Source organism: Rhodococcus sp. H36-A4 (assembly GCF_027158005.1).
GTDB lineage: Bacteria > Actinomycetota > Actinomycetes > Mycobacteriales > Mycobacteriaceae > Rhodococcoides.
The window spans coordinates 14,259-40,577 of record NZ_JAPVLQ010000002.1 but is presented as its reverse complement, the minus strand read 5'-3'; the positions used below and the strand labels follow the sequence as shown (position 1 = coordinate 40,577).

The window sequence follows — 26,319 nt, the reverse complement described above, 5'->3', positions numbered from 1 at the left end:
ACGTTACGTGAACGTTATGTGATTCTTCTAGGTGTTGCGGGTGACCAGGGCGAACGGACCGATGTCGGTGACGGTGAACCGCTGATCCTCGAACAACGATGCGTCGAAAGTGACGGTGTAGCGGCGGACGTTCGGATCGTTCGGGTACACGTCCTCGGCCAACCGAAGGGTGTAACCCTCGGCCCCACGCCGGAACAGGAACGCATCCGGCGCCGCCCATGCACTGCCGTCCATGGCCGCGATCAGTTCGTCCGGAGACTCGAGCTTCGCCCAGTCTGCGATAGCTGCAGCGCGCTCGTCGAACTGGGCGAGCGGATTCGCATAATGCGAGGTCAGGCCTTGGAACCCGAAGTACGGGTAGTAGCTCAGGAACGACGTGTCGGCAGTCAACACGATCGTCTCGTCCCGAGGTCTGCCGATCTGCTCGCCGATGGCAGCGTCGACTTCGCTGTAGTACGACACCGCGCTCGGCGGACGCATGTCGGCGCGCACGCCGTCACCGTCGGTATCGGAGTAGGCGACGGTGATCTCGGTCTGGAGGATCTGCGGAATGCTCTGTGCGAACGCCATTGCCCCGACGGCCGCGATCACGACGGCCGCAATCTTGAACCGTGACGGTTCGTTGATCGCCTGGTAGATCGCTTTGGAACCTTCGAGGAAGCCGAAAACGCCTGCTGCACCGAGCCATACGATCAGGACGGCTTCGAGTCGGAACGACAGTAGCGTCGTGCCCGCGACGGTGGCAGCCATCGACAGAAGCGTCCATAGGTAGACCGCGACGACGCCGATGCCCAACGCCTGGGCGCGACGCGAAGACGCCGCCCGCACCGCGAGCCACAACGTTCCCACAAGGCACAGTGCACCGACCAACGAGAACTCCAACATCGGAAACGGCAGTGTCGCACCGGCCTCCGGAAGATAGTGCAGAGCGGTACCCGACGTCGACGGCGTCCCGGTCAGAGCGGCCGCCAGATAGGGGAGCCACACGGTCAGCGCCACGAGAGCGGAGATAGCTGCGATGACGACGAGTCGGACGGCAACAGGAATCGCCGCGCGCCAGCTCTTCTGGGCCCTGATATCCACAATCGCCGAAACGACGGCCATCAACGTAACCGCGAACGCAGCCAGACCCAGGTACAGGGTGTAGAAAGTGGCGGCCAGGCCGAGGAACAGGCCGGTGCCCACGACCGCTCCCCATCCCCAGGAGCCCAGCGATCGCTTGCGTTCGCCTGCTGACCGCTGGGGTTCGTCCGCACTTCCCGACCGCTTCAATGGTCCATTCATACGATCAGATGGCTTGAAGGCGCCATTCAAGCGCCCGCTGATACCGGCAGCCACCGGCCTGTTCAGCGCACCCCAGGCCAACAAGAGTGCAGGCGCGATCAGCAGGGCGATGACGGCGCTGTAGGCCTCGGGAGATGCGTAGGCGACGACCAGTGCAGTGGTCACTGCGCTGACAGCGACGGCCCAGTCGACTCGCACGAGTGCTTTCCACAGCGTGAAGGCCAGCACCGCGGTGACGGCGAGGAATCCGATTGCGAACGGCTTGAACACTTCCCAGCCATCCATGCCGAGCAGGTTTCCGACGCGTCCGCCCAGCCAGAACCATCCCGCGGGGTAGAAGGGCGGGATGTCCGCGTACGTCATGTCGCGGAGTGCGGCCGAATCGGTGAGCCGCGTCAGGTATTCGGTCCGGAACTCCTGGTCGACGGAGATACCGAACAAGTACAGCTTGGTTGCGGCCAGCGGCATTCCGAGGGTGATCGTCACGAATCCGGACAGCCCGACCCACGTCAGTGACTTCGCCAACCATTCGAGCTTTCCTCGACGGTAGAGCGCGATTGCCACTGCGAACGCGATGGCGCAGGCGACTTGGCCGAGCGTCGTCACGGCGCGGGTGACGTTGGACGAGTTGAATGCCGGCCACTCGACGAGTGAGAAGGCATACAACCCGACCGTCGCAACAATTGCCGCGACGAGAGCGGCCAGTACGCCTTCGAAGGCCGTGCCGAGCGCTCGTCTCATCTAGATAGGGAGCTTGCGGAAGATCGGCCGCGGGACGTGCCGCAGAACCATCATCACCAGACGCCATGGCGCCGGCGTCCAGATGATTTCCTTGCCCTTCTGCGAAGCGTTCACCGCGAGCTTCGCGATGACCTCCTTGTCGACGGTCATCGGCGCTTCCTTGACGTGCGCGCTGAACTTGGTGCGCACCATTCCCGGCCGAACGACCGTGACGCGAGGACCGAACTCGCGCAACGCTTCTCCGAGTCCGAGGTAGAAGCCGTCGAGTCCGGCCTTGGTGGAGCCGTAGACGAAGTTGGACCGGCGAACCCGCTCACCCGCCACCGAGGACATGACGATGATGCGGCCGTAGGCCTGTGCTTTCATCTTCTCGCCCAGCAGTACACCGACCGAAACCGATGCCGTGTAGTTGATGTTCGCGGCGAGCACTGCCTTGCGCTGGTCCTGCCACAGTTCCTCGGCGTCGAAATCCACCGCGAAGGCGACGATTGCGACGTCGACGTCACCCTTGGACCAGGCTTCGTTTATCACCTTGGGGTGCGACGCTGTGTCGAGCGCATCGAAATCGATGACGTCCACGGACTTGGCGCCCTTGGCGTTCAGCTGCGCTACGGCGCCGTCACGGAGAGGGTCGTTCGGCAATGCGGCGAGAATGACGCGTGCCGGTGACTTCGACAGGTACTCCTCGGTGATCGCGAGACCGATCTCGCTTGTCCCGCCGAGTACGAGAATGGTCTGTGGGTTGCCCACAGCGTCGATCGTCACAACAATTCCAACCTTCTGGCCATATCGGAGGCGAAAACGCCTGTGGGGTCGACGGATCGGCGGACCTTGATCCACTCGTCGATCCGGGGGTACATCGCATGGAACGTCTCGGCGCTGGTGCGTGAGTCCTTCGCCGTGTAGAGGCGTCCGCCGAATTCGAGGACGCGCTTGTCGAGTTCTCGAACGAACTCGCCCAAGCCTGCCTTGATCGGGAAATCGACGCAGATGTTCCAGCCTGGGATCGGGAAGCTCAGTGGCGCTTTGTTTCCCGGACCGAACAGCTTGAAGACGTTGAGGAAGGAGTAGTGCCCCGACTTCTGAATGTCGACGATGATCTTCTTGAACTCGTCGACAGCCTCCGGCGGCACCACGAACTGGTACTGCAGGAACCCGTTCGAACCGTATGCACGATTCCACTCACCGAACATGTCGAGCGGGTGGTAGAACGCCGTGAGGTTCTGAACCTTGTTCCGGTAATTACCTGCTTTGAGGTACCACGCCTGACCGACGGCGCCGAGCGTGAACTTGTTGGCAAGCCCGTTGGGGAACACGTCGGGGAACGTCAGCAGCGGCTTCGCGTTGAAGCGCAGCGGATCCTTCTGCAGTTTCTCGGGCAGCTGATCGAGCCTCGCCAAGGACCCACGCGACACGGCGGCACGGCCGAGCTTCGGCGGGGCGGCGATGGCGTCGAACCAGGCGCTCGAGTAGTCGTAGTTGTTCTCGCTGCCATCACTGTGCAGGGCGATGGTTTCGTCGAGGTTCCGGGTGACGTCACCGTCGGCGATGAAATAGGCCGTCTCGGTCGGCGTCATCTCGATGGTCGCCCGCAGGATGATCCCGGTGAGGCCGTTGCCACCGACAGTGGCCCAGAACAGCTTGGCACTTTTTCCTGTCGGGATGAGGTGCCGGATCTGGCCATCAGCGGTGAGGAGCTCCATCGAGCGCACATGGTTGCCGAAGCTGCCGGCGCTGTGATGGTTCTTACCGTGGATATCCGTGCCGATCGCGCCACCGATGGTGACCTGACGTGTCCCCGGCAACACCGGAACCCACAGGCCGAAGGGCAGTGCCGCGCGCATCAGCTGGTCGAGACTGACGCCGCCGTCCACGTCGACGATGCGAGTTCCAGCGTCGATGCTGTGGATGCCGGTGAGCGCCGTCATGTCGATGACGAGGCCGCCCGAGTTCTGCGCATTGTCGCCGTACGAGCGGCCAAGGCCACGCGCAATGACGCCGCGGCGCAGGTGAGAGGGCTTGCTGTCGTTTTGCTCTGCGACTTGTTTGACTGCGCTCGCGATGAGCTCCAGGTCGGAAGTCGAGAGCACCTCACCGGTGGACGGCGAAGTGCGGCCCCATCCGGAAAGCGTGCGGGTCTGAGTGGGTAGCGGCGCAGTGTTCCCGGCCTGTGGTTCCAGGGGGAAGAGTGCGTCGTCGGCTGTCGTGGACATCGGTCTAGAGGGTACTCGGTCATCTGGGTCGCTTCGCAGGCTGCGCTCTCGTCGATGAGACAGCTAGTGTGGGTGATCGTGCCGCAACCCGACGACTGGTCAGCCGAAGACGAGGAACTCCAGCACCACGTTCCCCTCCCAGTCGAGCTGCCGCTGACCGAGAACATCGCCGACGACGCCCTCGATCTCAAGACGCAGGTGCTGCGCTTCTTGGCGACGGGTGTGTTGTCGGCCATCGTGGATCAGGGCGTCAATCTGATCCTGCACTTCGTGTTCGGGGTCGGGGTGACGTTGGCCAAGGCGATCGGCTTCGTGCTCGGCACCACCACGGCGTACCTGATCAACCGCCGGTGGACGTTCAATGCGGCACCGTCGCGTGCCCGGTTCCTCGCTGTCGTCGCGCTGTACGGAGTCACCTTCGCCGTCCAGGTCGGCATCTATACCTGGCTCTACCAGGTCTTTCCTGACGGCTTCTGGTACGCGAACGTGGCCTTCGTCATCGCGCAGGGCACGGCGACGGTCATCAACTTCCTCGTTCAGCGGTTCGTGATCTTCAAGATTCGGTAAATATTGTGGTGCGCTAAGTTTCCTTGATCCTGGGCCGAGGTCCTGGTTCAATAGGGCCACAGGAGGGGAGTATCCCCCAGCAGCTTCGTCGTCACCACGGCCCGGCAATCCGGGCCCGGCGAGCGGCCCGCGTCGGGCGGGAGAGACCTCCAGTTCACAGAACTGGAGGTTGTCATGTCTGTTCCATTCTGGGCTTGGGTGGCAGTACTCGGCTTCATCGTCGCCATGCTCGCGGTCGATTTGTTCGCTCATCGGCAAGCACACGTCATCGGAGTGCGCGAAGCGGCCGTCTGGTCAGGTATCTGGGTCGCCTTCGGCGTCGGTTTCGGAGTACTGATCTGGGCCACTGCCGGTGCAGAGTTCGGCCAGCAATACTTCGCCGGCTACTTGATCGAGAAGTCGCTGGCGGTCGACAACGTGTTCGTGTGGGCCATCATCTTCACGTATTTCGCGGTGCCCAGAGAGTTGCAACACCGCGTCCTGTTCTTCGGTGTACTCGGTGCTCTGGTCTTTCGCGGCATCTTCATTGCCGGGGGATCTGCCCTCATCGCCAGCTTCAGCGCGGTTCTCTACCTCTTCGCTGCGTTCTTGATCTTCACCGGCTACCGGATGGTGCGTCAACGCAACGAGCACCTCGATCCTGAACAGTCTCGAGCTCTGCGGCTGTTTCGTCGCTACGTTCCCATGACCGACGCGTTCTACGGGCAGAAATTCGTGGTGCGCATCGGGGGCGTGGCGTTGGCCACTCCGCTGCTGGCGGTGCTGGTCCTCGTAGAGGTCACCGACATCGTCTTCGCTGTCGATTCCATCCCGGCGATCTTCGCCGTCACCGACATCCCCTTCCTGGTGTTCACCGCCAACGCATTCGCCATTCTCGGCCTGCGCGCGATGTACTTTCTGCTCGCGGACCTGATGCACCGGTTCGTGTACCTGAAGGTGGGACTGGCGTTGGTCCTGATCTGGGTAGGCATCAAGATGGCACTCAAGGTGGACGTGTTCTACATCCCCACCGCCATCTCGCTCGGCGTCATCTCGTCGATTCTTGCGATCTCCGTGGTACTCAGTTTGCGAGCCACACGAGGGCAGGCTGCCCACCCGCAGGTCGACCGGTCGGCGTCTCCGTTCCGAACTGCGACAGAAACGGAACTTGCTGCGGCTCAGCCTTTGTGGAGCAGGCGCGGTCGACGGACAGATCGTTTGTAGCCCTCTCGGCGCACAGCATCGGGTGTTGGGGCGACGCCGGCACGGCCGCGGTGTCGCCCCGACGACGACTCACCGGAAGATGGGGAGGTTCCCCGCTTCGAGGGCTTCGGCGAGGGTGGGGGCGGCTTTGTCCTTGTCGGAGAGCTCGTAGGTCAGAGGTGAGCCGTCGCGGCCGGTGGTGGGCCAGTCGATGCCAAGAGCCGGGTCGAGTGGGTTGATATCGCGGTCCAGCGCCGGGGTGTACTCGAGCGAGCACAGGTACATGACGGTGGAGTTGTCTTCCAGAGACAGGATGGCGTGGCCGAGTCCTTCGGAGAGGAACACCGCTTTGCGGTCGACATCGTCGATCAGCACGCTGTCCCACTGCCCTAACGTCGGGGATCCGACCCGCAGGTCGACGATGACATCGAGGAACGCTCCGCGGGCGCAGGTGACGTATTTCGCCTGCCCGGGCGGGTTGGTGGTGAAGTGGATCCCGCGAAGGACTCCGGCAGCGGAGACCGAGCAGTTCGCCTGCAGCAGATCCAACGATCGCCCGGTTGCCTCCTCGAACGCCGACGCTTTGAACCATTCGAAGAACACACCGCGATCGTCACCGAACTGGCGCGGGGTGAATTCGAACGCACCGGGGATTTTCAATTCACGAAAACTCATCTACACAAATCCTCTACTTGCCGCGATCGACGAGGTCGAGCAGATACTGCCCGTACCCGGATTTGACCAGCTTTGTTGCCCGTTCCCGCAGTTGATCGTCGGTGATGAATCCCCGACGCCACGACACTTCCTCCGGTGAACCAATTTTCAGGCCCTGCCGTTGCTCGATGGTGCGCACATAATTGGAGGCGTCCAGTAGCGAATCGAAGGTGCCGGTATCGAGCCATGCCGTCCCGCGGGGCAACACTTCCACGGCAAGACGCCCAGCGTCGAGGTAGTGCCGGTTGACGTCGGTGATCTCGTATTCGCCCCGCGCCGAAGGCTCCAGATCGCGGGCGATGGCGAGTACGTCGTTGTCGTAGAAGTACAGGCCGGGGACGGAGAAGTTCGACTTCGGGACTTTCGGCTTCTCTTCCAACGAGATCGCCTTGCCGGCGGCGTCGAACTCGATGACGCCGTATGCGCTGGGATCCTTCACCTCGTAGGCGAAGACTGCTCCGCCGTCGATGTCACCGAATCTGCCCAGCTGCGATCCCAGTCCGGGGCCGTAGAAGATGTTGTCGCCGAGCACCAAAGCGGCACTGTCGGAGCCGATATGGTCCGCTCCGAGGACGAACGCCTGAGCGAGCCCGTTCGGCTCGTGCTGAACCTTGTATGTCAGGTTGATGCCGAACTGGGAGCCGTCACCGAGCAGACGTTGGAACTGCTGCGAATCCTGTTCGGTGGTGATGATCAGAATGTCGCGGATATTGGCCAAGATCAGCGTCGAGAGTGGGTAATAGATCATCGGCTTGTCGTACACCGGCACCAACTGCTTGCTGATGCCCATCGTGATCGGATGAAGACGCGACCCGGTACCGCCCGCCAGAATAATTCCCCGCATATTCGGAAGTCTCGCAGATCAGAAAGGTCTGCGCGCGTCCGCGGTCATTGCCATTCGATGCGAAACGGCTGTTCCTCGGTCTGTAGTGGCCAATTTCCCGGCCAATCGACCAGAGGGTCTGCGCGGAGTTCGTGTACCTCGGCGGGTATGGGTTTTGCGTCGAGTTCGATGCGGTCCCAAGTGGTGTCTTTCGCTGAAACTCGCCGAGAAAACTCACGCAACTCCGGCGACGCATGTGTCGATTCGGCGAGGCGCGCAAGAAACTTTGCAGTGACGATGTGACGCGCGGTCGATGCCCCGATGGTGACACTCTCCGCGTGCCGACGTGCCGCATCGAGCCGATTCAGCGAGTCGAGTACGCGATCTCGAGCAGCACTCGTTGCTGGGTCGTCGGTCGTGCGTCCTGCCAGGGTGCTGAGCCTTCTCCGACGGAGAACCTCTCGTCGGGAGTGAAGATCAGTGGGGTGATGTCGACAGTCTTTCCGGTGTCGATTGCGGTTTTTCCTTTGTCGAGAAAGTCGGTCAGCGGGGTCAGATGCTGTTCGATGGTCCGGCCGATCCGGCCGGTGGGATCGGCGATCGCATCCAGGAACCGCCCGAAGTCGTCGACCACTTCCTCGATGTTGCGGACAAGTTCCATGGTCAGATCCATAGCTTGCCAGCATATTTCGACAATCCGTTCGATCTGCCAGGCTTCTTCCTAAGACGGGGATCTTCTTGGCCTGATAGTTCGTGATGAACGGTGCCAACCGTTGTAAAATCTGTCCGGGGATGGTGCCGCTGAGGCCTGCATGTTCGCCGATATAGCGATGGCTCGCCAAGGTGCCGTGACCGATACGGTCCGCCAGACTTCCGAGGCCGGCGACCTCAGCGGTATCAACCTCGAATCCTCCTGTCATGTCAGCTCTTTCGAAGTGTGGAAATCAGGTCGTCGATCTCGGAACAGCTCAGTGCATTGTCAACGTCGCGTTCCGCTCGGACTATGAAGACAACGACCTCGGCGGTCGCGTATCCGGGAGTGGCGACCACGTCGAATGTTGCTTCTCCCGAGGCGCAATGCTCCTCGGCTTCGGGGATATCTTTCACCGTGGCCCGGTATCGAACAGCGGGTTGGTTGTCGATCACGAATTTCTCGTGGCCGCTGATCGACACGTTCGGCTTCTGCGAATCATCAGCACCCGAAAAGATCATTTCTGCCTTCGCGACCTCGGCCAAAGCGGTCGCATTCAGATCCAGAGTGCGCCGGCCAGTTATGCCGGTCATCGCGCGTTCCGAGTGCTCGCCGTCCGAACAGTCTGTCCTGTCGTAGAAGCCGAGGGCGCCGTACCTTGCAGATGTCCCGTCATCGCCGGTCCACCCCGCAACGCCCGTCTGCCAGACGTCCCAGCCGGTAGGAACCTCGTAGGTCAACCCGAACTTGGTTGCAAGGGGCTGAGGCTGCCCGTCGGGCACTTGGATCTTGGGGGGCGGCCGTTCTATCGACGGAAAACCCGGTGGGAGGGGAGACGCGGTGGCCTTCGCAGCAGTCCCCGGTGGCGGCCCCGCGGCTGTCACACCCTCGTATCGATCCGGCACTTCAGGCGAGATCTTCGGCAGTCCCCACAGCAGTGCGTTGAAGACGACCAGGCTTACTGCCAGTCCTAGAAGTTTTTTGCGTTGCCCCATGGCACTCCCCCCGAAGTCGCCGGCACGCTAACACGACGCAACGACAAGGTCGGCTCGAAAGCGGTAGGGCCGGTATGGTCACCCTTATGAAACTGCTCGTTACCGGTGGCGCCGGGTTCATCGGTGCCAATTTCGTGCATCAGACCGTTGCCGAGCGACCCGATGCGCAGGTGACGGTGCTCGATGCGCTCACCTATGCGGGTAACCGCTCGTCACTGGACTCGGTGGCAGACAAGATCGACTTCGTCGAAGGTGACGTCGCTGATGCAGAACTGGTGAACCGGCTTGTCGCGGAGACCGATCTCGTGGTTCATTTCGCCGCTGAGTCGCACAATGACAACAGCTTGAGCAACCCGTGGCCGTTCGTCCACACCAACGTCATCGGTACGACGACGCTGCTGCAGGCCGTCCGCGAGCACGACGTCCGCTACCACCACATTTCTACCGACGAGGTCTACGGGGACCTCGAGCTCGACGACCCGGCGCGTTTCACCGAGTCGACTCCGTACAACCCGTCGAGCCCGTATTCCTCGACGAAGGCGTCGAGTGACCTTCTGGTGCGGGCGTGGGTGCGGTCGTTCGGGGTTCGCGCCACGATCTCGAACTGCTCAAACAATTACGGCCCGTACCAGCACGTAGAGAAGTTCATTCCTCGGCAGATCACCAACATTCTGTCCGGTGCCAGGCCGAAGCTGTACGGCGCCGGGCACAACGTGCGGGACTGGATCCACGTCGACGATCACAACCACGCGGTGTGGACGATCATCGAGAAGGGCGCGATGGGCGAAACGTATCTGATCGGCGCCGACGGGGAGAAGAACAACCGTGAGGTCCTCGAGACGATCCTCGAGGAAACCGCACAGGCCGCCGACGCATTCGATTTCGTCACCGATCGACCGGGCCACGATCTGCGCTACGCGATCGACTGGACCAAGCTTGAAACCGAATTGGGTTGGACACCGGAGTACGTGGACTTCCGCAGCGGCCTGAAGGCGACGGTCGACTGGTACCGCGAGAACGAGCAGTGGTGGCGTCCGCAGAAGGATGCAACCGAATCCGGTTATGCCGAGAAGGAATCGGTAATAGCACGCTGAGAACTGACAGTGGTGTCCTGCGGGGTCGGAGTGTGCTGCAGCATGCGTCGACCCGCAGGATGGCGCTTCATTTACTCTGGATAATTGTTCTCACCGGTGCTATCACTCTCGGCATCGAGCGGTTCGGGTTCAATCCGACTGATCAGGGCTTCGTTGTAGCTCAAAGCTGGCGGGTCCTTCACGGAGAGATTCCGCATCTCGACATCATTTCGGCACGGCCATTGGGGTCTGCGTATCTGCATGTTCTGGATTTACTGCTACCAGGCCCGTTGTTTCTGATATCGATTGCAGTTGCAACACTTCAGATGATCATCCTGACCGTAGTCCTCGCGTCGTGGACGTCAGATTATCCACTCAGGCAATGGGGCCTGTTGCGGACATCGATGGTTGTCGCAGCGGTGTTTCTCAACATCCATTTGTTCCCGATCAATGCGTGGCACACCATCGATGGCATTTTTCTCGTCGTATGTGGTTGGTGGGCATTGGATATCGGACTACGTACAGATCGAACACTCCTCTATAAGTTCGGTCTCTTCGCGCTCGGATTCGCCTCGATAACCAAACAAAGTTTCGTTCCTGCAGTCGCAGTCGGTCTCGTTGTCCTGCTTGTGCATCCCGCTTCGAAGAAGCGTCCGCGTTTTCGGCGTCTCGGAATCGACATCGTGGTGCTCCTGGCGGCGCCGCTGGCCTATCTGTTGGTTGTCACTGCGGCCGGCGGTTTCGGTGACATGCTTTCGCAACTGACCGGTGGTGTCGCCGCCACGGGCAGACGCATCTTCGATCCAGGTTTTTCGTCATCGTTTGTAATCGCGATCGCGGTGTTCGTCTCGGCCATTGTTTTCATTATTGTTCTTCCGCAACGTGTTCCGGCCCGATGGTCCAGGTGGCTCAGTGTATTGCCAGCCTCGGTAGCTGTAGCAACGGTGCTACTCGTCGTCTTCCAGGGAAGGCTGGAACGTGCGGGAGTGTGGGGCATCGTCCTCTTCTGGATGCTTGCCGCATGCGTTCTCGTCGATGCACATTCCCGTCGAACCATTCCGTGGCGACCGCTGGGATTGCTTCTCCTGGCCTGGATGGCCAGCCTGTCCTGGGGTTACGACTCGCCGACGCTCCTGGCAGGCAGCATGGTCTTGTTAACGCTCGACCTGGTCAAACGGAACCTAATCTTGCCGACCGTATCGGAACAGAATTTGTGGATTCGACGGGGCGAAGCTCTTGCTGCGGCGGCAACGGTCACTGTCGTCGTTGCCGGGTTCGTGACTGTGGAGCAGGCACAGAATCCGTACCGTGACCGCCCACGCGATGAATTGGTGGCGGACCTCGGCACCGCAATTCCTGACATGCGCGGGATCGAATCCAACCCCAGTACGTTCGCCTACATTCAGCAGATACGTCAGTGCATCGAGGCCTATCCGGCGGAAGATGTCGCCATTCTTCCCGACAATGCGTTCGTTTACCCTGCGCTGCATTTGCACAATCCATTTCCGCTCGATTGGATGCTACCGATCGAGCTGATCGGAGATTCGCGCGAGAGGATACGGGCGGAGGCGGATCGGATGCAGGAGAACGATCAGTACCTGGTCTTGTTCGCAACCGTCGGACCCGAGCAGTTGGCGAGTGCATCCGAGGTTCCTGCGGTGGTCGCACCTACAGCTCCGATCGTGGACCCATCCGGTGTCCTGTCGGACATTCGCTCTCGATTGAAAGGTCGCGCAGTATCGTGTGGCAGCTTCGTCGGTGTCTGGGCGCCCCAAGCCGAGTCCCCAGCTGGACCTTGACTGGCAGCTACGCCTTGATCGGCTGCGCTACCCGAGAATGCTCGTGGACGAACATGTTTCGTAGTGCGCGAGAGCCGGCCAGTGCCGCGACTATTCCCGCGAGGACTTCGCAGAGTGTGAACACCAGACGTGAGGCGAGTGCCAGACCGAGGGCGACGCCGGCATCCATGAACGGAGACAGCGCGGCAACGATCACCGCTTCGCGAACGCCGATTCCCGATGGCACGACGATGACCAACACCCCGGCGCACATTCCGAGGGCGAGAGCCCCGATGCACTCGATGAGGCCACCGACTTGAAAACCGGCGGTGCTCGAGGCGAGGATCCACAGGTGGACCCCGTAAAGAATCCAGCTTGCCCCGCACCATCCCAAAGCCAGGCCGATCTTGCGCATGGTGAGCGGCTTGTGGAGCGGCGGGCGCCGCAGGAGCTTCAAGGCCAGGTTGACGAGATGCGTCAGGACCGGGGGATACGCGCAGACGAGTGCTATCGGAACCAGCACGATGACGGCGACCGCTGCCACGGTGCTGACCTGAAACAGCGCCGGCAGTCCAAGTAACCCGACGACGAGAGCAGAGGTCGTGCTGAGCCCGACTGTGACGAGAACGGCGGTGAAGCCTGCTGCGCGAGATACGCCAGCGCGTCGAACAAGCTCGGTCTGGAGAACGAATGCCCATACGCTGCCGGGAAGGTACTTTCCGAGTTGGCCGACCAGATAACAGCGGGCGGCGTCGAAAGCGGGGATCGGCTGCTCCAGTGCGCCGAGCGCATGCTGCCAAGCACGAACGGCCGCACCCATTCCGAGAAACACGAACAGTGCCGACGCGATGAGTGACCACCAGCTCAGCTGGTCGATGGTGTCCTTCACCTCGGACCACTGTGATTTCACTGCGAAGACGATGGCGACGAGAATCGCCAGAGTGACCGCGACGCGGGCGACGTTCGCCAGGACGGTACGTTTCGTACGTTTCGTACGTTTCGGAGCGTCGTCAGCAGGCGTGGATTCCGGTTCTTCGATAGAACTCACCGGGTTTCACCCTTTCAACGACAATGTAACGAATCCCGACGATACCAATAGCCCAGCCGTTCTCTGGACGAACCCGCGGGTGGTCAGGTCAGAAGCGGTTTGGTGACCAGCCCGTTCCACCAGGCGAATGCCTGTGCCGCTGTTTCGCTCAGCTCGTCGAGCGCCGGCAGGGAGCCTTCGGAATAAGCGGCGGCAATGGCGTCGATATCGGCAGAGTCATAGCCTTTGCGCGACATGCCGACGGTATTCGCGCTGTGCAGAAGTGCAGGATTACCCACGACGGTGGCGAATGGCGGAACATCCTTGGTTGCGATGCCACCCATGCCGACCATGGCGCCGGATCCCATCACGCGACGCTGATGGATCGTGCTGTTCATACCCATGTTGCATCCGGCGCCCAAGGTCACATGTCCGCCGAAGGTCACGGCCGGCGCAGCGATCGTGCCATCGCCCAATTGGCAGTCATGGCCGACCGATATTCGATTCATGATGAACGAATCGGAGCCGATCGTGGTCGGGCGTTCGCTACCTTTGTGCACGGCGGTGAGTTCGCGAATGACGGTGCGCGGTCCGATAGTGACGCCGAAACCATCGCTGGCCTCGGTGTACGACGCGAAGTGAGGATGCCCGTAGATTTCGGGTGGTGCTCCGAGGACCGTCTGCGCGCCGATCCAGCAGTCGTCTCCCACCTCCAGGGGGCCCGTGAGCACGGCGTACGGACCGATCGTGACTCGGTCACCGATTCGTACTCCGTCGCCGATGATTGCCGTCTCATGGATTTGGCAATTGCTGCCTACCGAACTTGCTGACACTCGAGACTGCCCTCCTGGTCGAACCACTGTTTCGTCCACAATCATTCAGCAGGGACAGTACCCGCGGGGCCAGGGCGGCAGGAACCGCGTGGTGGGTTCGATAGTGTCCTTGTGTGATTGTCCACATCGGCGGCTATCGAGTCGTGAACGAAGTCTTCCGAGGAGACGCCTAGTGATTTCTGTTTCCAGCATCTCTTTCGGGGAGGATGTCGAGCGCGAAGTGCTGGACACCTTGCGATCGGGAATTGTCGCCCAGGGACCGAAGGTGAAGCGTCTGGAGGACGGCTTCGCCCAGTTGGTCGGCGCACGCCACGCCGTGGCCGTCAACAACGGCACAACGGCGCTGACCGCTGCGCTGCAGGTGCGCGATCTCGAGCCGGGTGATGAAGTGCTCACCACACCCTTCACTTTCGTCGCGACGCTCAATGCCATTCTCGAATCGGGGGCTACCGCCAGGTTCGCGGACATCTCCGAATCGGACTTCAATCTCGATCCGGCGACCGTCGAGAGCAAGATCAACGACCGGACGAAGGTCTTGATGCCCGTTCACCTCTATGGTCAACCGGCCGATATGAGTGCGTTGATGCCGCTCGCGCAGTCGCACGGTCTCGCAGTCGTCGAGGATGCCGCGCAGGCGCACGGGGCGACGTTGGATGGAAAGGGCGTCGGGACTTTCGGCACCGGCTGCTTCTCGTTCTATGCGACGAAGAATCTCACGACCGCCGAGGGCGGAATGATCACGACCGACGACGATGCGGTGGCCGATCGGCTCAGGGTGCTCCGTAATCAAGGCATGCGGTCGCGCTACGTGTACGAGATGGTCGGTCACAACTATCGTATGACGGATCTGCAGGCCAGTCTTGCTCTGCCGCAGCTGGATACGTATTTGGAGCAGGTTGCTCAGCGCCGAAGAAATGCCGAGCTGTTGCGAGACGGATTGAACGATGTTGTCGGCTTGACCCTTCCAAGCGAACTGTCGGGAAGAGGGCACGTGTGGCACCAATTCACCGTCATCGTGGCCGAAGACGCGCCGATCAGCCGAGACGATCTCGCTGAGCGTCTGATGCAACGCGAAATCGGAAGCGGCATTTACTATCCCAAGACGGTGTACGACTACGACTGCTATCGCGAGCATCCTCGCGTGATCATCGAGGACACGCCCGTAGCGACGTCGGTTGCCGCGCGGTGCCTGAGCATCCCGGTTCACGCTCGGCTATCCGGCACCGACATCGACAAGATCGTTTCCGCCGTGCGCGAAGCAATGGGAGTCTGACATGAGCACTTCTCTACCGAGGATCGCCCTGGTCGGTTCAGGCCAGATGGGCTCGCTGCACGCCCGAGTCATCTCCCAGTCGGCATCGTGTGAGCTTGCGCTCCTCATCGAGCCGCGAGAAGAGCAGGGCCGGGCCGTCGCCGAGCGTTTTTCCACGACGTGGGCAGCAGATTTCGACGACCTGAAAGGAATCGACGCTGTCGTCGTGGCGGCGGCTACGCAGGCGCACTACGACATAGCCGGGCGGATATTGGATCTCGGCAAACCGGTGTTGGTCGAGAAACCGCTTGCGACGACGTACGAGCAGAGCGCAGACCTGGTCGAACGAGCCGCTGCTGCGGACGTTCCGCTGATGTGTGGATTGCTCGAACGATTCAATCCCGCGGTGCGCACAGCACGAGAGTTCGCCGGGGAAGTGTGGCAGGTGAACGGGGTACGTCATTCACCTTTCGTTTCTCGCATCGCGACGGGTGTGGCCACCGACCTGCTTATTCACGACGTCGACCTGGCCATCGGTTTCATCGGTTCCGAACCGACTCGAGTGAAGGGGGAATTCGGGTACTTCCATCCGGCCTCCCGTGACAATCAGGCGGAGGACTGCGCCGACGCCGTTCTGCGTTTCGAGTCGGGTTCAGTGGCGACGATCTCGGCAAGCAGGGTGAGCCAGCGAAAGATCCGTCAGCTTTCCCTTCTGGAGACCGATCGATTGATCGAGATCGACTTGTTGCGTCGAGACATCACGATCTATCGACACATCGCCGACGACATGCCGGCGGACCGGGACGGCTACCAACAACAGACAGTGATCGAAATTCCCACCATTCGATACAGCGAGGAGCCGCTGTCCGCGCAGCTCAATCACTATCTGTCACTGGTTGCTGGAACGGGTGACATCGCTGGCGAACGAGACACGATCCTTCCCGCGCATCGCGCCGTTCACGAGGCGACGGTGTCGGCTTCTTCCTGAGCTCGTTTGCGTACGGACACCTTCCGTCGACGGTATGCAATGTCGACAACGGTCAGTAGGAGTGCGGCGACCGCAGCGAGCGCGTACGCAGCGATCGACAGGCGTTGCCGCGGAGGGGCGAAGGAGATGGCCAGTTCATGATCACCAGGTGGCACGGTCACTTCCAAGAGGCCGTGCCACCCTGCGTTCGCCGGGATGTCGACGCCATCGATCGTCGCGGTGTATCCGGGCCACGCCAGGCGGGCGAACGAAATGTCGCCCCCGGTGCCCGACGTCCGGACACTCTCGCTCTGTGCGCTCGAATCTCCTTCGGCGACAAGCACGCCGGGGGACGTGTAGGACACCGTGCCGGGAAGGCGACTGATCTCGTTGCGCTGCATCACCGTACGGACGTCGTCGCGCTCGGTGATACGCCAGCCCGGTGGAGCAGACGCTGCGGCTACTTCGGGAAGCAATGCATCTTGAACGACGAGGGTATCGACCCGTAGGTAGTCCACGAGCGGGATGTCGATGTCGCCGTTGACCGGCTGCCACAGCGCGTCGTACAGCTCAGGGCACACTGCGCCGCGGTAGTCCATGCACAGTGCGTTCTGAAAGTCGGTGAATCCGATCCCGGTGTAAGAGTTGACACTCGAATCTACGGTCGATGCAAGTATCTCGTTGCCGAAAAGGATGCGACCTTCGGTGATGTCGCTCGGATTCGTGTCCTCGAGTTCGGCGAGTTGCAACACGGTGCCCTGGTATCGGTCGGTCTGTTCGGAAAGCCGCGCGGTACTGGACGGATCCTGGCGCGAATCGGCGATTACGTCGACGCTGAGTGTGAAGACCTGAAAAGACATCACCGTAACGGTGCCAAGTGTCAATGCAGTGACCAGTCCGCCAGTGCTCCACCGACGCCACGACAAGTACGACGCGACCGCCAGTAGAAGCACGATTACCGTTGCGACGGTGTGCCGTCCGGTGAGAGCTGGCGACGACGCGAAGGCCAGGTAGAAGCCGATTGCAATCGTCACTGACGAGAGGGTCAGTCGCCGACGTACATGGTCTCGGGCGAGGCCGAGCGACATGGACAGCGACAACGCAACGATCAGCCCGAGATAGAGATACTCGACCAATCGAATGGGCCATCGGAACATCCCGACGTTGGAGGGCCCGAACGTGAACAGCAGGAACACGACCGTGATCGCAGCGAGGCTGACCAGTCGACGGCCGTAGGTCGCTCGGAATCGGGGCGAGGCGAACAGTGCCCTGATCCGGCCCCATCGAATGAACGGCAACAGAGGTAGAACGAACCACCCCAAGTACAACGAGGGAAGAACTTCGATCGGCCCGCCGAACGTCATGATGACGGGAAAATATGTAGGACTGCTGAGCCCGGCCAGCCCGCCGAACTGAGGTTGAAGGAACGCGTCGTTGCTGATGCCAGTGCTGCCCGCCCGCGTCGTCACCTCGACGCTGAGAAAGAGCGGCAGGTAGGTGACCAACGCCGCACTCCCTGCGCACGCACCTGTCGCTACGACGACGAGCAACCGCCGGAATCGACGCTCGAGGAGAAGCTCCAGCCCGATTCCGGCGAGGACGATCACGGCACCGAGGGCCGCATAGGGGTTGCCCATGCTGACGGTCAGAGCGCCGATGACGAATGTGAAGAAGGGGTTGGTGCGTCCGCGGGAAAGCCGCAGCGCCGACCACCAGAAAAGGGTTACCCAGGCCACCGCCATCATCCCGGAGGGCCACCCACCTGCCTCGTAGAACAGCGTGAATCCGCCGAACGGAAGAGTCAGTCCGGCCAGAAGCGCTGGCCCGCGACGCGCGCCGTACTCCCGGCACAGCAGGAAGGTAGCGACTGCGAACAGAGCCAGGAACTCGACCATGACCACGTAGGCGGCGACCGACAGATTCTCGAAGTAGGACGTCAAGACGTAGTTGGCGAGATTGACGGGGTTGTACAGCCCGTATGCGGCCTCACCCGCGTAGTTTCCGCCCACCCACGCGTCGGGGTTCATGGCGAGCCAGTGCCCGGAGCGCAGTTCGGTGCCGATGCGGTGCCACGACGGCACGAAAGACTCGAGCATGTCGCCGGCGTAGTAGAAGCGATCGTTGATCAACCGAGGAACAGTCGCGATCAATGCGACCGCGACGGCGATGAATGCCGCGATCGACCACTCGGGGAGACGTCGTACACGCCGTCGGGATGGATCGGGCGCGATAACAGGAGTGGCCACGGAGCCAGAGCCTACGAGATGGCCGGACGCTCCCGCGATACGATGCCTGTGAGAACGCTGGAAAGGCGAGTGAACTAGATGACGGGCAGTACCGAGGCAGTCGGTTTATCCGTTGTCATACCTGCACACAATTCCAGCGCGGTGATCGAGAACACCGCGCGACGACTGATGAACCGTCTCTCGGGCGGCAACGCCGAGATCATCGTCGTCGAGAATGGGTCCACCGACAACACCTTCGCCTTGTGCACGAGCATGGCAAAGCGATGGGACGGCACCGATGTGGCGTTCACCGTATTGCAAAGCGAAAAGGGCCTGGGTAACGCACTTCGAGTGGGAGTTCAGGCGAGTCGCGGAGCCCATGTGTTGCTCACGGCGGATGACCTACCGTTCGGATTCGACGACTTGGACGGCGCGGACGCACTCGCCTCACGGAACGGCGGTCATTTCCCGGCGTTCGTGGTCGGCTCGAAAGCCCATAGCGAATCTTCGGTCGAACGGGGAGCCTTACGCGGTGTCCTCACCTGGGGATTCGCATCGCTACGGCGGATTGTGCTGGGTATGCGCACGGGTGATCCGCAGGGCACCGTACTCGTCGACGGGGACTTGATCAGAGGCCTTGCCTCGGACATCGTGGAGCCTGGCTTTCTGTTCACGACGGAACTGGTCTATCTGGTCGAAAAGCTCGACATTCGCCCGCAGGAGGTTCCAGTCCGACTCAGCGAGGACCATGACAGCCACGGGACGCGCGTCTCCAGAGCAGACGTAGTGTCCATGGGGCTCGGCCTGTTCAGAATCCGCAAGCGTCATCAACATGGCGCGAAACCGACATGGGGGAGCGTTTCGCGCTCTGTATGAACTGGGATTGCTTGGTTGGGTTGTTACTCTGCGAACCAAGTCGCCTCGCGCCGAAGTGATTGTTCGACATCCAAGTTGTGGGAAGTAGTGGGAGCATTATGGAAAAGCCTGCGTCGGTTGCGCCTGTGGATGGGAGCACTGTCGCGGTGCGTAAGGCCCTCACCGAGCACGAGAGTTCCTCGAGACTGGTGGTGCAGCGAGGATTGTTCACCGGCCCCACCCCGCTGGTGAAGGATGATCTCTACGCCACGATCGTCAAAGGGCGCGCGCATCGTGAAAGATTTGTGGTCCACCTGGAGAAGGGTGCGACGGTCGACACCGACACCTACTTCGGTCGGTTCGCTGCTAGTTATTTCCAGCGTTGGACCACGGTCACCGAAGTGCAGCTCCAGTTCCGACACGAGAACGACAGCAATGCCACGGTGCTTCTCCGCGCGTCCGACTCGGCGGGGAACGCTCGGACCCTGAGCACTCGCGTCCTCGAAGGCTCCGGGACGACATCGCTCGCTGCCACACTCGACACCTTCGTAGACGGCGGCACGCTGTGGGCCGAGTTCACGGCCGTCGACGGGCAACTGACCATCCGTGATCTCGAATGGACCGTGCCTGCTCCGCCGGTGATTCGGCCTGCTGCGATTGCCATCTGTACGTTCAACCGCGCTGACGACTGTGCAGCCACGGTTGCTGCGATCGCCGGTGACGACGGGATGGTCGCTGGAATCGACGCGGTGTATGTCGTGGACCAGGGCACCGATCATGTATCGGATCGCGAACTGTTCACCGACGTTGCCTCCCGTCTCGGAGACAAACTGGTCTACATCCGGCAACCGAACTTGGGCGGCGCCGGCGGATTCACTCGCGGCATGTTCGAGGTCTCAGCCATCAACGAGCACGCAAATCTGATCTTGATGGACGATGACATTCTCTGTGAACCCGAAACGGTCCTGCGGATGAACGCGTTCGCCAACGTCACCGTCGAGCCGACTCTGGTCGGCGCGCAGATGCTGTACCTGATGAACCCCGAGCACTTGCACGTCAGCGCCGAAGAAGCGGACCTGTCGAAGCTGAGGGCCGGTCGATGGGCGGCAGGCTCGAAGCACGACGCCAATCTTCTGAAGAAGAAGCGTCAGCAGAACAAGCGGGTCGACGCCGGTTACAACGCGTGGTGGTCGTGCTTGATCCCCGCCGAGGTCATCGCGCAGATTGGGCTTCCGCTTCCGCTCTTCTTCCAATGGGACGACATCGAATACGGAATTCGGGCACGTGCGAACGGATTTGTTACCGTCACGCTCCCGAATGCAGGTGTCTGGCACGCAGACTTTCACTGGAAAGACCGCGATGACTGGGCGAAATACTTCAGTGTCCGCAACTCTCTGATCGTTGCTGCGTTGCACAGTGATTTCGATGCGAGATCGTTGAGCCGGCAGATGGCGCGTGATATCGCTCAGTACCTGGTCTCGATGCAATACGGTCTGGCGTTCACGATGATTCGTGGAATCGAGGATTTTCTCGAGGGACCCAAGATTCTCGAGGACGGTGGAATGGCCGTCCTGAAGTCCATCCGAGCCGAGCGTGGGCAATTCCCCGAAACCGTCAAGCACCCGGCATCCGACATGCCCGGCATTCGATCGTCGGATCTGGTGACACGTCATGCCGGGTTCGAACCGAAGAAGAATCGTATCGATCTCGTGCTCGGCAAGCGGGCAGCGTTTCAATGGCTTGGACGCACCATTCCAGGAATTGCGAGTATCCCTGCAGCCGAAGCACATTGGTGGCACGTATCGCTGTTCGATCATGCGGTGGTCACCGACGCATCGCAGTCTGGTGTCCGGATCCGTAAGCGCGACAAGGAAAAAGCATCCGAGCTGTCGGCTCGCGCAGCGAAGTTGCTCGCGCGATTCCGCCAGGAGGCAGCGGAAACACAGTCGGAGTACCGGCGAGCCGCTCCGCAACTGACGAGTCGCGAGAACTGGGCCCGGCTCTACAGCTGAACCCGGGCGTAGGATTTCACCCATGAGTGGGGCCGACCTCGAAGAACTGCGCCATCTTCGTCGTGCCCGCGATCTGATGGATCGCGAGTACGCGAGTCCTCTCGACGTCCCGACGCTGGCTCGCGCGGCGTACATGTCGACGGCTCATTTCAGTCGTCGGTTCCGCGATGCTTACGGTGAGACGCCCTATTCGCATTTGATGACGCGTCGCATCGAGCGCGCCAAGGCGCTTCTGCGTCGCGGAGACATGAGCGTGACCGAGGCGTGTTTCGCCGTCGGCTGTACCAGTCTCGGTTCTTTCAGTGCTCGCTTCACCGAGGTCGTGGGTGAGACACCGAGCGCATATCGGTCACGCGATCACGACGACAGTCGGGTGGTGCCCAGTTGCTCTGCCATGGTGCTGGGACGCCCGCGTCGGACTCGGGCTCAACCGAGCAGGATCGAAGAAGCACAGGTCGTCCCGGAGTTCTAGATTTGCAGACATGACAGTCTCATTGAGCCACGTACATGTCCTCGTCGACGATCCCGACGCCGCGCTGCTGTTCTACCGCGACACCCTCGGGTTGGAGGTGAAGAACGAGGTTGCCAACGACGGGTTCCGTTGGATCACGCTGACCCCCGCCGCCCAACCTGAAATCGAGATAGTCCTGTCGCAGCCTCATGCCGGTCGATCGGTGGAACTCGGCGACGAGCTGGCCGCCCTACTGGCGAAGGGCGAGCTTCCCGGGGTGCTGTTCCGCACCGACAACCTCGATGCGACGTTCGAAAAGGTGCGGGCAGCGGGTAACGCCGAGATCCTGCAGGAACCCGCGAGTCAGCCGTGGGGAGTGCGTGACGCCGCCTTCCGTGACCCGGCAGGAAACCTCGTACGCATTTCGCAGGCCTGACCCGGCCTCCGATCGCCTACAGTGACGGCGCTCGCCTGATCCGCACGACCACCTGCTCGTTGTCCGCGGTGTAGCCGAGGTAATCGAATTCGGTACCCGTGCGTGCGACGAACTCGGTCCACGCGCGGTATTCGTGATTACGCCAGCCCGGGAAGTTGAAGTACTCGTCGAAGGCGATGACGGTCCCGACGACGAGTCGGTCGGCGACCAGGTCGAGCACCGTGATCGTCGACGAGTACAGGTCCGCGTCGAGGTGTAGGAACGCCAGGTTGTCGTCATGGTGCTTCAAGAACTCGGGCAGCGATTCCTCGAACAGGCCGGGCACGATTTCGGCACCGGGGACCTGGGGCAGGTTCTCCTGCTCGAACAGGCCTTTCGGGAATCCGCTGCGCCAGGTTTCGGGCAACCCCGAGAAGACATCGAAGCCGGCGACGATCGTCACGTCCTTCTTCGACGCCGACTCCTCGGCGATGATTTCCAGGGTGGTGCCGCTGGCTACCCCGAATTCGAGTGCCATGCCGGGGACGGACACTTCACCGAGCGCGAAGCGGAGCGTTGCGTGCGGACGGAGGAAGGTCGGCGCTTTGGGCATGACCTCCTCGGCGAACTCGGCGCTCTGCGCCGCAGCCTCGACGTCGGACGCGTACGGGATGTCGCGACGCATACGCATTTCCAGGCCGCGAATGAACGCGTGGAGGTCGTCGATCTCTCGGCGTTGACGGTCGAGGATCTCGAGAAGCTTGGCTTGCTGATCGCCCGTCTGCTCGGCCAATTGGGCCGTCTGCTTGTCGAGAACTTCGCCGATTGCCCGCTGTATTTTCTCGCGTGCCGAATGCCGAAGTCGATCCGTCAGCTTCCGAGGTTCCGTCATGCGCACACGGTAGCCGAGGACGGCCCTATGTCACATGAGCAGGGCCACCGACTTACCGCCGGAAATGCTCCCGCCGGCCGAGCCGCCTGAGCCGCAGCCACTCGGCGAGCCCCTTCGGGTTGTGAGTCGTCACAAGGAAGTACCAACCGAACCGAATCCATTCCTGCGGCAGCAGCTTTCGCATTCCGGGCTGCGACATCAGATATCCGCGATTTCGGTACGTGAAGTACCGCTTCGTCGCATCGTCCGGATACTGCGTGTGCATACGTCCGCCGAGGATCGGCTTGAATTCTGCGGCACCGTTGGGGTGCACATACGCCGTCGTCAAGCAGGTACCGAACTTCAAGCCCGACCGCTGCAGCCGTCGGTGCACCTCGACCTCGTCGCCGCGGACGAACAGTCGCAGATCCGGTACACCCACCGCATCGATGGTCGACGCCTTGAACAGTGCGCCGTTGAACAGCGAAGCGATGCCTTCGAGTAGATCGTCTTCGGGATTCTGCGGGTCGATCAATTCCGAACGAAGGCGTCGCCACGAGGTTCCGCGGCGCAACGGAAACGCGAGCCGATCGGGATCGTCGATGTCGCAGACGACGGGGGAGACCTCGTCGAGGCCGTGCTTCTGTGCACAGGCGTAGAGCGTCGCCAGGACGTCGGGGCCCTCGGGCCTGCCGTCGTCGTCGGCGAGAAAGACCCAATCGGCCCCGAGGGACAGCGCGTACAGAATGCCGAGTGCGAAGCCGCCGGCTCCACCGAGATTGTGATGTGACCCAAGATAGGTGGTCGGGATGTCTGCCGACTCGACGAGTGCGCGGACCGCGTCCTCGTGCGCATTGTCGACGACGACGAGATGATCGAGCGGTCGGCTCTGATGCGCCACGACGTCCAGCGACAGGGCTAGGAGCTCACGACGCTTGTGGGTGACGATCACCCCGACAATTTTCTCAGGCACTGTCGCGCTCGAGTTCCTTCAGAATCGTCGCGACGTGATCGCCTGCGTCGTCGCCCTCGTAGGCCCGCACGACGTCCTCGATTCCGCCTTCTTGACGGATCTCCCCGTGATCGATCCACATCGCGCGATCGCACAGCTGGGCCAGGAATTCGTTGGAATGACTGGCGAACACCAGAATTCCGGAGCGCTTCACCAGCTCCTGAAGGCGGATACGGGCCTTCTTCATGAACTCGGCATCGACGGCACCGATACCCTCGTCGAGCAGCAGAATCTCCGGGTCGATGCTGGTGACGACGCCCATCGCGACGCGCACCCGCATACCCGTCGAGTATGTCCGTAGTGGCATGTCGAGGTACTCGCCGAGCTCGGTGAAATCAGCGATCTCGTCCATTTTCGCGAGCATCTGCTTGCGTGTCTGGCCGAGGAACAATCCGCGGATGATGATGTTCTCGTAGCCGGAGATCTCGGGGTCCATTCCGACGCCCAGATCGAACACCGGCGCGACGCGGCCACGGATCGAGGCACTGCCCCGGGTGGGCTCGTAGATGCCGGACAGCAGCCGCAGCAGCGTCGACTTGCCTGCACCGTTGTGTCCGACGAGCCCGATGCGGTCCCCGTCTTTGAGGTTCATCGTGATGTTCTTGAGCGCCTCGACCACGACCACGTCGGAGGAGTTCCGATCGATGGATCCACCGGCCTTGCCGAGGAATGCTTTCTTCAACGAACGCGTCTTGGCGTCGAAGATGGGGAAGTCGACGCAAGCGTCGTGCGTGCTGATGCTGACAGACAAAGTTTCAGACCCCTAAACCCAGTAGGGCACGCGGGCCCGGTACTTCTTGAGCGCGAAGATGGCGAGCAGCCAGCCGACAATCGTGAACGCGATCACGATGTACCAGTGGTACAGCTCCTGAGTTTCGCCGAGCATGGGTGCCCGGATGATGTCGAGATAGTGAAAGAGCGGGTTGAGCTCGACCAATTTGGCGCGTTTGGCAGCGTCGCCGCCCATCGACTCGAGGCCTGCTGTGGTCCACACGATCGGAGTCATGAAGAACAACAGCGTCACCATGCTGCCCAGAATCGGCGCGATGTCGCGGTAGCGGGTGGAGACGATGCCGAACAGAATGGCCACCCACAGCGCGTTCAGCGAGATCAATACGAGAGCCGGAATTGCAGCCAGATCCGACCAATGGAAACCGTTCGGCGGGAAGAACACGGCGATGATGATCACGTAGATCAGCAGGTTGTGGCCCAGCAGCAGCAGTTGACGCCACACCAGCCGATAGATGTGCACACTCAGCGCGCTGGGCAGTTGTTTGATCAGCCCCTCGTTCGCGACGAACACATCGGCACCTTCGAGGATCGACGCACTGATCAGACCCCAGATGATGAGGCCGACAGTGACGTGCGGCAGGAAGGTCTTCAGGTCGACGTCGAGAAGTACCGAATACAACAAGCCCATCGCGACGGCTTGGACGCCGGTGGCGATAGTGATCCAGAAGGGTCCGATCACCGAGCGGCGGTAGCGCTGCTTGATGTCCTGCCAACCGAGATGCAGCCACAGTTCGCGCTGGCTCAATCCCGTCGTCAGATCGCCGAAAGCGCGCGTGAACGTCTGTGAGTCCGAAACAGGAACGGGAACGGGCACGCGTTCTCCTGCTTCGCTCTCGGAATTCTTCGGTGGGGCCGACACGACGGTCGACCCTACCCGTTTACAGGTACTGACCGGTACCGCCTCCGCCACCAGGGCCGCCGACGCCAGGGCTGAGCATTCCCCCGGCCGGTAATGCACCCTGGCGCATCTGCTCGAGCTGGGCGCGCGCGGCCATCTGTTGCGCGAACAGTGCCGTCTGAATTCCATGGAAGAGACCTTCGAGCCACCCGACGAGCTGGGCCTGTGCGATGCGCAGCTCGGCGTCGGAGGGAATGGCGTCCTCCCCGAAGGGCAGTGCCAGGCGTTCGAGTTCGTCGCGGAGTTCGGGTGCCAATCCCTGCTCGAGCTCACGAATCGACGACTGGTGGATGTCTTTGAGTCGGGTTCGGCTGGCGTCGTCGAGGGGCGCGAGGCGCACTTCCTCGAGCAACTGTTTGATCATCGTGCCGATCCGCATGACCTTGGCGGGTTGCTCGACCATGTCCGATAGAGGTTGGTCGGCGTCGCCCGGATCGGCGGGCCGATGCGGGCTGCTTCCCGCTGCTCGTGCGGCCGCAGCGGTTGCCTCCGCGCGGCTCAGTGCGAGAGGCTCTCCATTGGGGCCGATCACGACGACATGGTCTCCGGCTTCGGGATTCGAGTTCGAGTCCGATTGCGTCATAACGCTATCCTTGCGCGTTGCCAGGGATTGCGCGACGAGCGGGTCCAATTATCCTGTTCGTGGGG

At 61.6% G+C, this 26,319-nt stretch carries 25 protein-coding genes; 10 read left to right on the top strand and 15 right to left on the bottom strand.

Features of this window, described 5'->3' with window-relative positions; all coding sequences use genetic code 11:
- Nucleotides 1-27: 27 nt before the first annotated feature.
- From O1W68_RS05125 to O1W68_RS05115, 3 genes are read right to left on the bottom strand one after another with little or no spacing between them, the layout of a single operon-like run.
- Complete coding sequence (locus O1W68_RS05125; protein WP_269301841.1) at nt 28-2,025, bottom strand: galactan 5-O-arabinofuranosyltransferase; 1,998 nt, start codon at nt 2,023-2,025, stop codon at nt 28-30.
- Complete coding sequence (locus tag O1W68_RS05120) at nt 2,026-2,790, bottom strand: decaprenylphospho-beta-D-erythro-pentofuranosid-2-ulose 2-reductase (RefSeq protein WP_269301840.1); 765 nt, start codon at nt 2,788-2,790, stop codon at nt 2,026-2,028. It abuts the gene before it with no gap.
- Nucleotides 2,787-4,238, bottom strand: coding sequence for an FAD-binding oxidoreductase (locus O1W68_RS05115; protein WP_269301839.1), 1,452 nt, complete (start codon nt 4,236-4,238; stop codon nt 2,787-2,789). The genes O1W68_RS05120 and O1W68_RS05115 overlap by 4 nt, the downstream gene beginning before the upstream one ends.
- Before the next feature lie 54 nt (nt 4,239-4,292).
- Between O1W68_RS05115 and O1W68_RS05110 the strand changes: the two genes are divergently transcribed.
- Together O1W68_RS05110 and O1W68_RS05105 are read left to right on the top strand one after the other, a co-directional pair.
- Entirely contained in the window at nt 4,293-4,805 is a 513-nt protein-coding gene (locus O1W68_RS05110; protein ID WP_269301838.1) for a GtrA family protein, read from the top strand.
- A 174-nt stretch (nt 4,806-4,979) separates the two neighbouring features.
- A complete protein-coding gene (locus O1W68_RS05105) occupies nt 4,980-6,008 on the top strand; it encodes a TerC family protein (RefSeq protein WP_269301837.1) in 1,029 nt (342 codons plus the stop codon).
- A gap of 69 nt (nt 6,009-6,077) precedes the next feature.
- Here O1W68_RS05105 and O1W68_RS05100 read toward each other — a convergent pair whose 3' ends face one another.
- From O1W68_RS05100 to O1W68_RS05085, 4 genes are all read right to left on the bottom strand, one after another.
- Nucleotides 6,078-6,662, bottom strand: coding sequence for a dTDP-4-dehydrorhamnose 3,5-epimerase family protein (locus O1W68_RS05100; protein WP_269301836.1), 585 nt, complete (start codon nt 6,660-6,662; stop codon nt 6,078-6,080).
- Nucleotides 6,663-6,675: 13 nt separating this feature from the next.
- Complete coding sequence (gene rfbA / locus O1W68_RS05095) at nt 6,676-7,545, bottom strand: glucose-1-phosphate thymidylyltransferase RfbA (protein WP_269301835.1); 870 nt, start codon at nt 7,543-7,545, stop codon at nt 6,676-6,678.
- 343 nt (nt 7,546-7,888) lie between these two features.
- A complete protein-coding gene (locus O1W68_RS05090; RefSeq protein WP_269301834.1) occupies nt 7,889-8,197 on the bottom strand; it encodes a hypothetical protein in 309 nt (102 codons plus the stop codon).
- 248 nt (nt 8,198-8,445) lie between these two features.
- Nucleotides 8,446-9,210, bottom strand: a complete 765-nt coding sequence (locus O1W68_RS05085; protein WP_269301833.1) for a hypothetical protein — start codon at nt 9,208-9,210, stop codon at nt 8,446-8,448.
- A gap of 86 nt (nt 9,211-9,296) precedes the next feature.
- Here O1W68_RS05085 and rfbB point away from each other — a divergent pair, with 86 nt between their 5' ends.
- Both rfbB and O1W68_RS05075 read left to right on the top strand, forming a co-directional pair.
- Nucleotides 9,297-10,304, top strand: coding sequence for a dTDP-glucose 4,6-dehydratase (gene rfbB, locus O1W68_RS05080; protein ID WP_269301832.1), 1,008 nt, complete (start codon nt 9,297-9,299; stop codon nt 10,302-10,304).
- 59 nt (nt 10,305-10,363) lie between these two features.
- Complete coding sequence (locus O1W68_RS05075; protein ID WP_269301831.1) at nt 10,364-12,082, top strand: hypothetical protein; 1,719 nt, start codon at nt 10,364-10,366, stop codon at nt 12,080-12,082.
- A gap of 7 nt (nt 12,083-12,089) precedes the next feature.
- Here O1W68_RS05075 and O1W68_RS05070 read toward each other — a convergent pair whose 3' ends face one another.
- Together O1W68_RS05070 and O1W68_RS05065 are read right to left on the bottom strand one after the other, a co-directional pair.
- Entirely contained in the window at nt 12,090-13,109 is a 1,020-nt protein-coding gene (locus tag O1W68_RS05070) for a lysylphosphatidylglycerol synthase transmembrane domain-containing protein (protein ID WP_269301830.1), read from the bottom strand.
- Between the two features lie 83 nt (nt 13,110-13,192).
- Nucleotides 13,193-13,921: an acyl-ACP--UDP-N- acetylglucosamine O-acyltransferase gene (locus O1W68_RS05065; RefSeq protein ID WP_269301829.1), complete on the bottom strand. Its 729-nt coding sequence runs from the start codon at nt 13,919-13,921 to the stop codon at nt 13,193-13,195.
- Between the two features lie 172 nt (nt 13,922-14,093).
- Between O1W68_RS05065 and O1W68_RS05060 the strand changes: the two genes are divergently transcribed.
- Both O1W68_RS05060 and O1W68_RS05055 read left to right on the top strand, forming a co-directional pair.
- Complete coding sequence (locus tag O1W68_RS05060) at nt 14,094-15,194, top strand: DegT/DnrJ/EryC1/StrS family aminotransferase (protein ID WP_269301828.1); 1,101 nt, start codon at nt 14,094-14,096, stop codon at nt 15,192-15,194.
- Between the two features lies 1 nt (nt 15,195).
- Nucleotides 15,196-16,161: a Gfo/Idh/MocA family protein gene (locus O1W68_RS05055; protein ID WP_269301827.1), complete on the top strand. Its 966-nt coding sequence runs from the start codon at nt 15,196-15,198 to the stop codon at nt 16,159-16,161.
- On the opposite strand, the gene O1W68_RS05050 is transcribed toward O1W68_RS05055, so the two are convergent.
- Complete coding sequence (locus O1W68_RS05050; protein ID WP_269301826.1) at nt 16,131-18,386, bottom strand: YfhO family protein; 2,256 nt, start codon at nt 18,384-18,386, stop codon at nt 16,131-16,133. The two genes, O1W68_RS05055 and O1W68_RS05050, sit on opposite strands and share 31 nt — an antisense overlap.
- Nucleotides 18,387-18,464: 78 nt before the next feature.
- Between O1W68_RS05050 and O1W68_RS05045 the strand changes: the two genes are divergently transcribed.
- From O1W68_RS05045 to O1W68_RS05030, 4 genes are all read left to right on the top strand, one after another.
- Nucleotides 18,465-19,241 carry a glycosyltransferase gene (locus tag O1W68_RS05045; RefSeq protein ID WP_269301825.1) on the top strand — a complete coding sequence of 259 codons (777 nt, stop codon included), beginning with the start codon at nt 18,465-18,467 and terminating at the stop codon, nt 19,239-19,241.
- Between the two features lie 98 nt (nt 19,242-19,339).
- Complete coding sequence (locus O1W68_RS05040) at nt 19,340-21,232, top strand: glycosyltransferase (protein ID WP_269301824.1); 1,893 nt, start codon at nt 19,340-19,342, stop codon at nt 21,230-21,232.
- A gap of 22 nt (nt 21,233-21,254) precedes the next feature.
- Complete coding sequence (locus O1W68_RS05035) at nt 21,255-21,704, top strand: helix-turn-helix transcriptional regulator (RefSeq protein ID WP_269301823.1); 450 nt, start codon at nt 21,255-21,257, stop codon at nt 21,702-21,704.
- 10 nt (nt 21,705-21,714) lie between these two features.
- Nucleotides 21,715-22,119 carry a VOC family protein gene (locus tag O1W68_RS05030; protein WP_269301822.1) on the top strand — a complete coding sequence of 135 codons (405 nt, stop codon included), beginning with the start codon at nt 21,715-21,717 and terminating at the stop codon, nt 22,117-22,119.
- 16 nt (nt 22,120-22,135) lie between these two features.
- On the opposite strand, the gene O1W68_RS05025 is transcribed toward O1W68_RS05030, so the two are convergent.
- From O1W68_RS05025 to O1W68_RS05005, 5 genes are read right to left on the bottom strand one after another with little or no spacing between them, the layout of a single operon-like run.
- Nucleotides 22,136-22,990 carry a TylF/MycF/NovP-related O-methyltransferase gene (locus O1W68_RS05025; protein WP_269301821.1) on the bottom strand — a complete coding sequence of 285 codons (855 nt, stop codon included), beginning with the start codon at nt 22,988-22,990 and terminating at the stop codon, nt 22,136-22,138.
- A gap of 52 nt (nt 22,991-23,042) precedes the next feature.
- A complete protein-coding gene (glfT1, locus tag O1W68_RS05020) occupies nt 23,043-23,942 on the bottom strand; it encodes a galactofuranosyltransferase GlfT1 (protein ID WP_269301820.1) in 900 nt (299 codons plus the stop codon).
- Nucleotides 23,935-24,732 (bottom strand): galactan export ABC transporter ATP-binding subunit Wzt/RfbE, encoded by a 798-nt coding sequence (gene wzt, locus O1W68_RS05015; RefSeq protein ID WP_269301819.1) that lies wholly within the window; start codon nt 24,730-24,732, stop codon nt 23,935-23,937. The genes glfT1 and wzt overlap by 8 nt, the downstream gene beginning before the upstream one ends.
- 12 nt (nt 24,733-24,744) lie before the next feature.
- Entirely contained in the window at nt 24,745-25,632 is an 888-nt protein-coding gene (wzm, locus tag O1W68_RS05010) for a galactan export ABC transporter permease subunit Wzm/RfbD (RefSeq protein ID WP_269301818.1), read from the bottom strand.
- A gap of 19 nt (nt 25,633-25,651) precedes the next feature.
- The gene (locus O1W68_RS05005; protein ID WP_269301817.1) at nt 25,652-26,254 is read right to left on the bottom strand and encodes a bacterial proteasome activator family protein; all 603 of its coding nucleotides are present in this window, start codon (nt 26,252-26,254) and stop codon (nt 25,652-25,654) included.
- Between the last annotated feature and the right edge of the window lie 65 nt (nt 26,255-26,319).

What these genes read in the sequence shown, in the direction of transcription:
- O1W68_RS05125 (WP_269301841.1), bottom strand. Translation starts at nt 2,025, where the DNA reads ATGAGACGAGCGCTCGGCACGGCCTTCGAAGGCGTACTGGCCGCTCTC.
- O1W68_RS05115 (WP_269301839.1), bottom strand. Translation starts at nt 4,238, where the DNA reads ATGTCCACGACAGCCGACGACGCACTCTTCCCCCTGGAACCACAGGCC.
- O1W68_RS05110 (WP_269301838.1), top strand. Translation starts at nt 4,293, where the DNA reads ATGAGACAGCTAGTGTGGGTGATCGTGCCGCAACCCGACGACTGGTCA.
- O1W68_RS05105 (WP_269301837.1), top strand. Translation starts at nt 4,980, where the DNA reads ATGTCTGTTCCATTCTGGGCTTGGGTGGCAGTACTCGGCTTCATCGTC.
- O1W68_RS05100 (WP_269301836.1), bottom strand. Translation starts at nt 6,662, where the DNA reads ATGAGTTTTCGTGAATTGAAAATCCCCGGTGCGTTCGAATTCACCCCG.
- rfbA (WP_269301835.1), bottom strand. Translation starts at nt 7,545, where the DNA reads ATGCGGGGAATTATTCTGGCGGGCGGTACCGGGTCGCGTCTTCATCCG.
- O1W68_RS05090 (WP_269301834.1), bottom strand. Translation starts at nt 8,197, where the DNA reads ATGGATCTGACCATGGAACTTGTCCGCAACATCGAGGAAGTGGTCGAC.
- O1W68_RS05085 (WP_269301833.1), bottom strand. Translation starts at nt 9,210, where the DNA reads ATGGGGCAACGCAAAAAACTTCTAGGACTGGCAGTAAGCCTGGTCGTC.
- rfbB (WP_269301832.1), top strand. Translation starts at nt 9,297, where the DNA reads ATGAAACTGCTCGTTACCGGTGGCGCCGGGTTCATCGGTGCCAATTTC.
- O1W68_RS05075 (WP_269301831.1), top strand. Translation starts at nt 10,364, where the DNA reads ATGGCGCTTCATTTACTCTGGATAATTGTTCTCACCGGTGCTATCACT.
- O1W68_RS05055 (WP_269301827.1), top strand. Translation starts at nt 15,196, where the DNA reads ATGAGCACTTCTCTACCGAGGATCGCCCTGGTCGGTTCAGGCCAGATG.
- O1W68_RS05045 (WP_269301825.1), top strand. Translation starts at nt 18,465, where the DNA reads ATGACGGGCAGTACCGAGGCAGTCGGTTTATCCGTTGTCATACCTGCA.
- O1W68_RS05040 (WP_269301824.1), top strand. Translation starts at nt 19,340, where the DNA reads ATGGAAAAGCCTGCGTCGGTTGCGCCTGTGGATGGGAGCACTGTCGCG.
- O1W68_RS05035 (WP_269301823.1), top strand. Translation starts at nt 21,255, where the DNA reads ATGAGTGGGGCCGACCTCGAAGAACTGCGCCATCTTCGTCGTGCCCGC.
- O1W68_RS05030 (WP_269301822.1), top strand. Translation starts at nt 21,715, where the DNA reads ATGACAGTCTCATTGAGCCACGTACATGTCCTCGTCGACGATCCCGAC.
- O1W68_RS05025 (WP_269301821.1), bottom strand. Translation starts at nt 22,990, where the DNA reads ATGACGGAACCTCGGAAGCTGACGGATCGACTTCGGCATTCGGCACGC.
- O1W68_RS05005 (WP_269301817.1), bottom strand. Translation starts at nt 26,254, where the DNA reads ATGACGCAATCGGACTCGAACTCGAATCCCGAAGCCGGAGACCATGTC.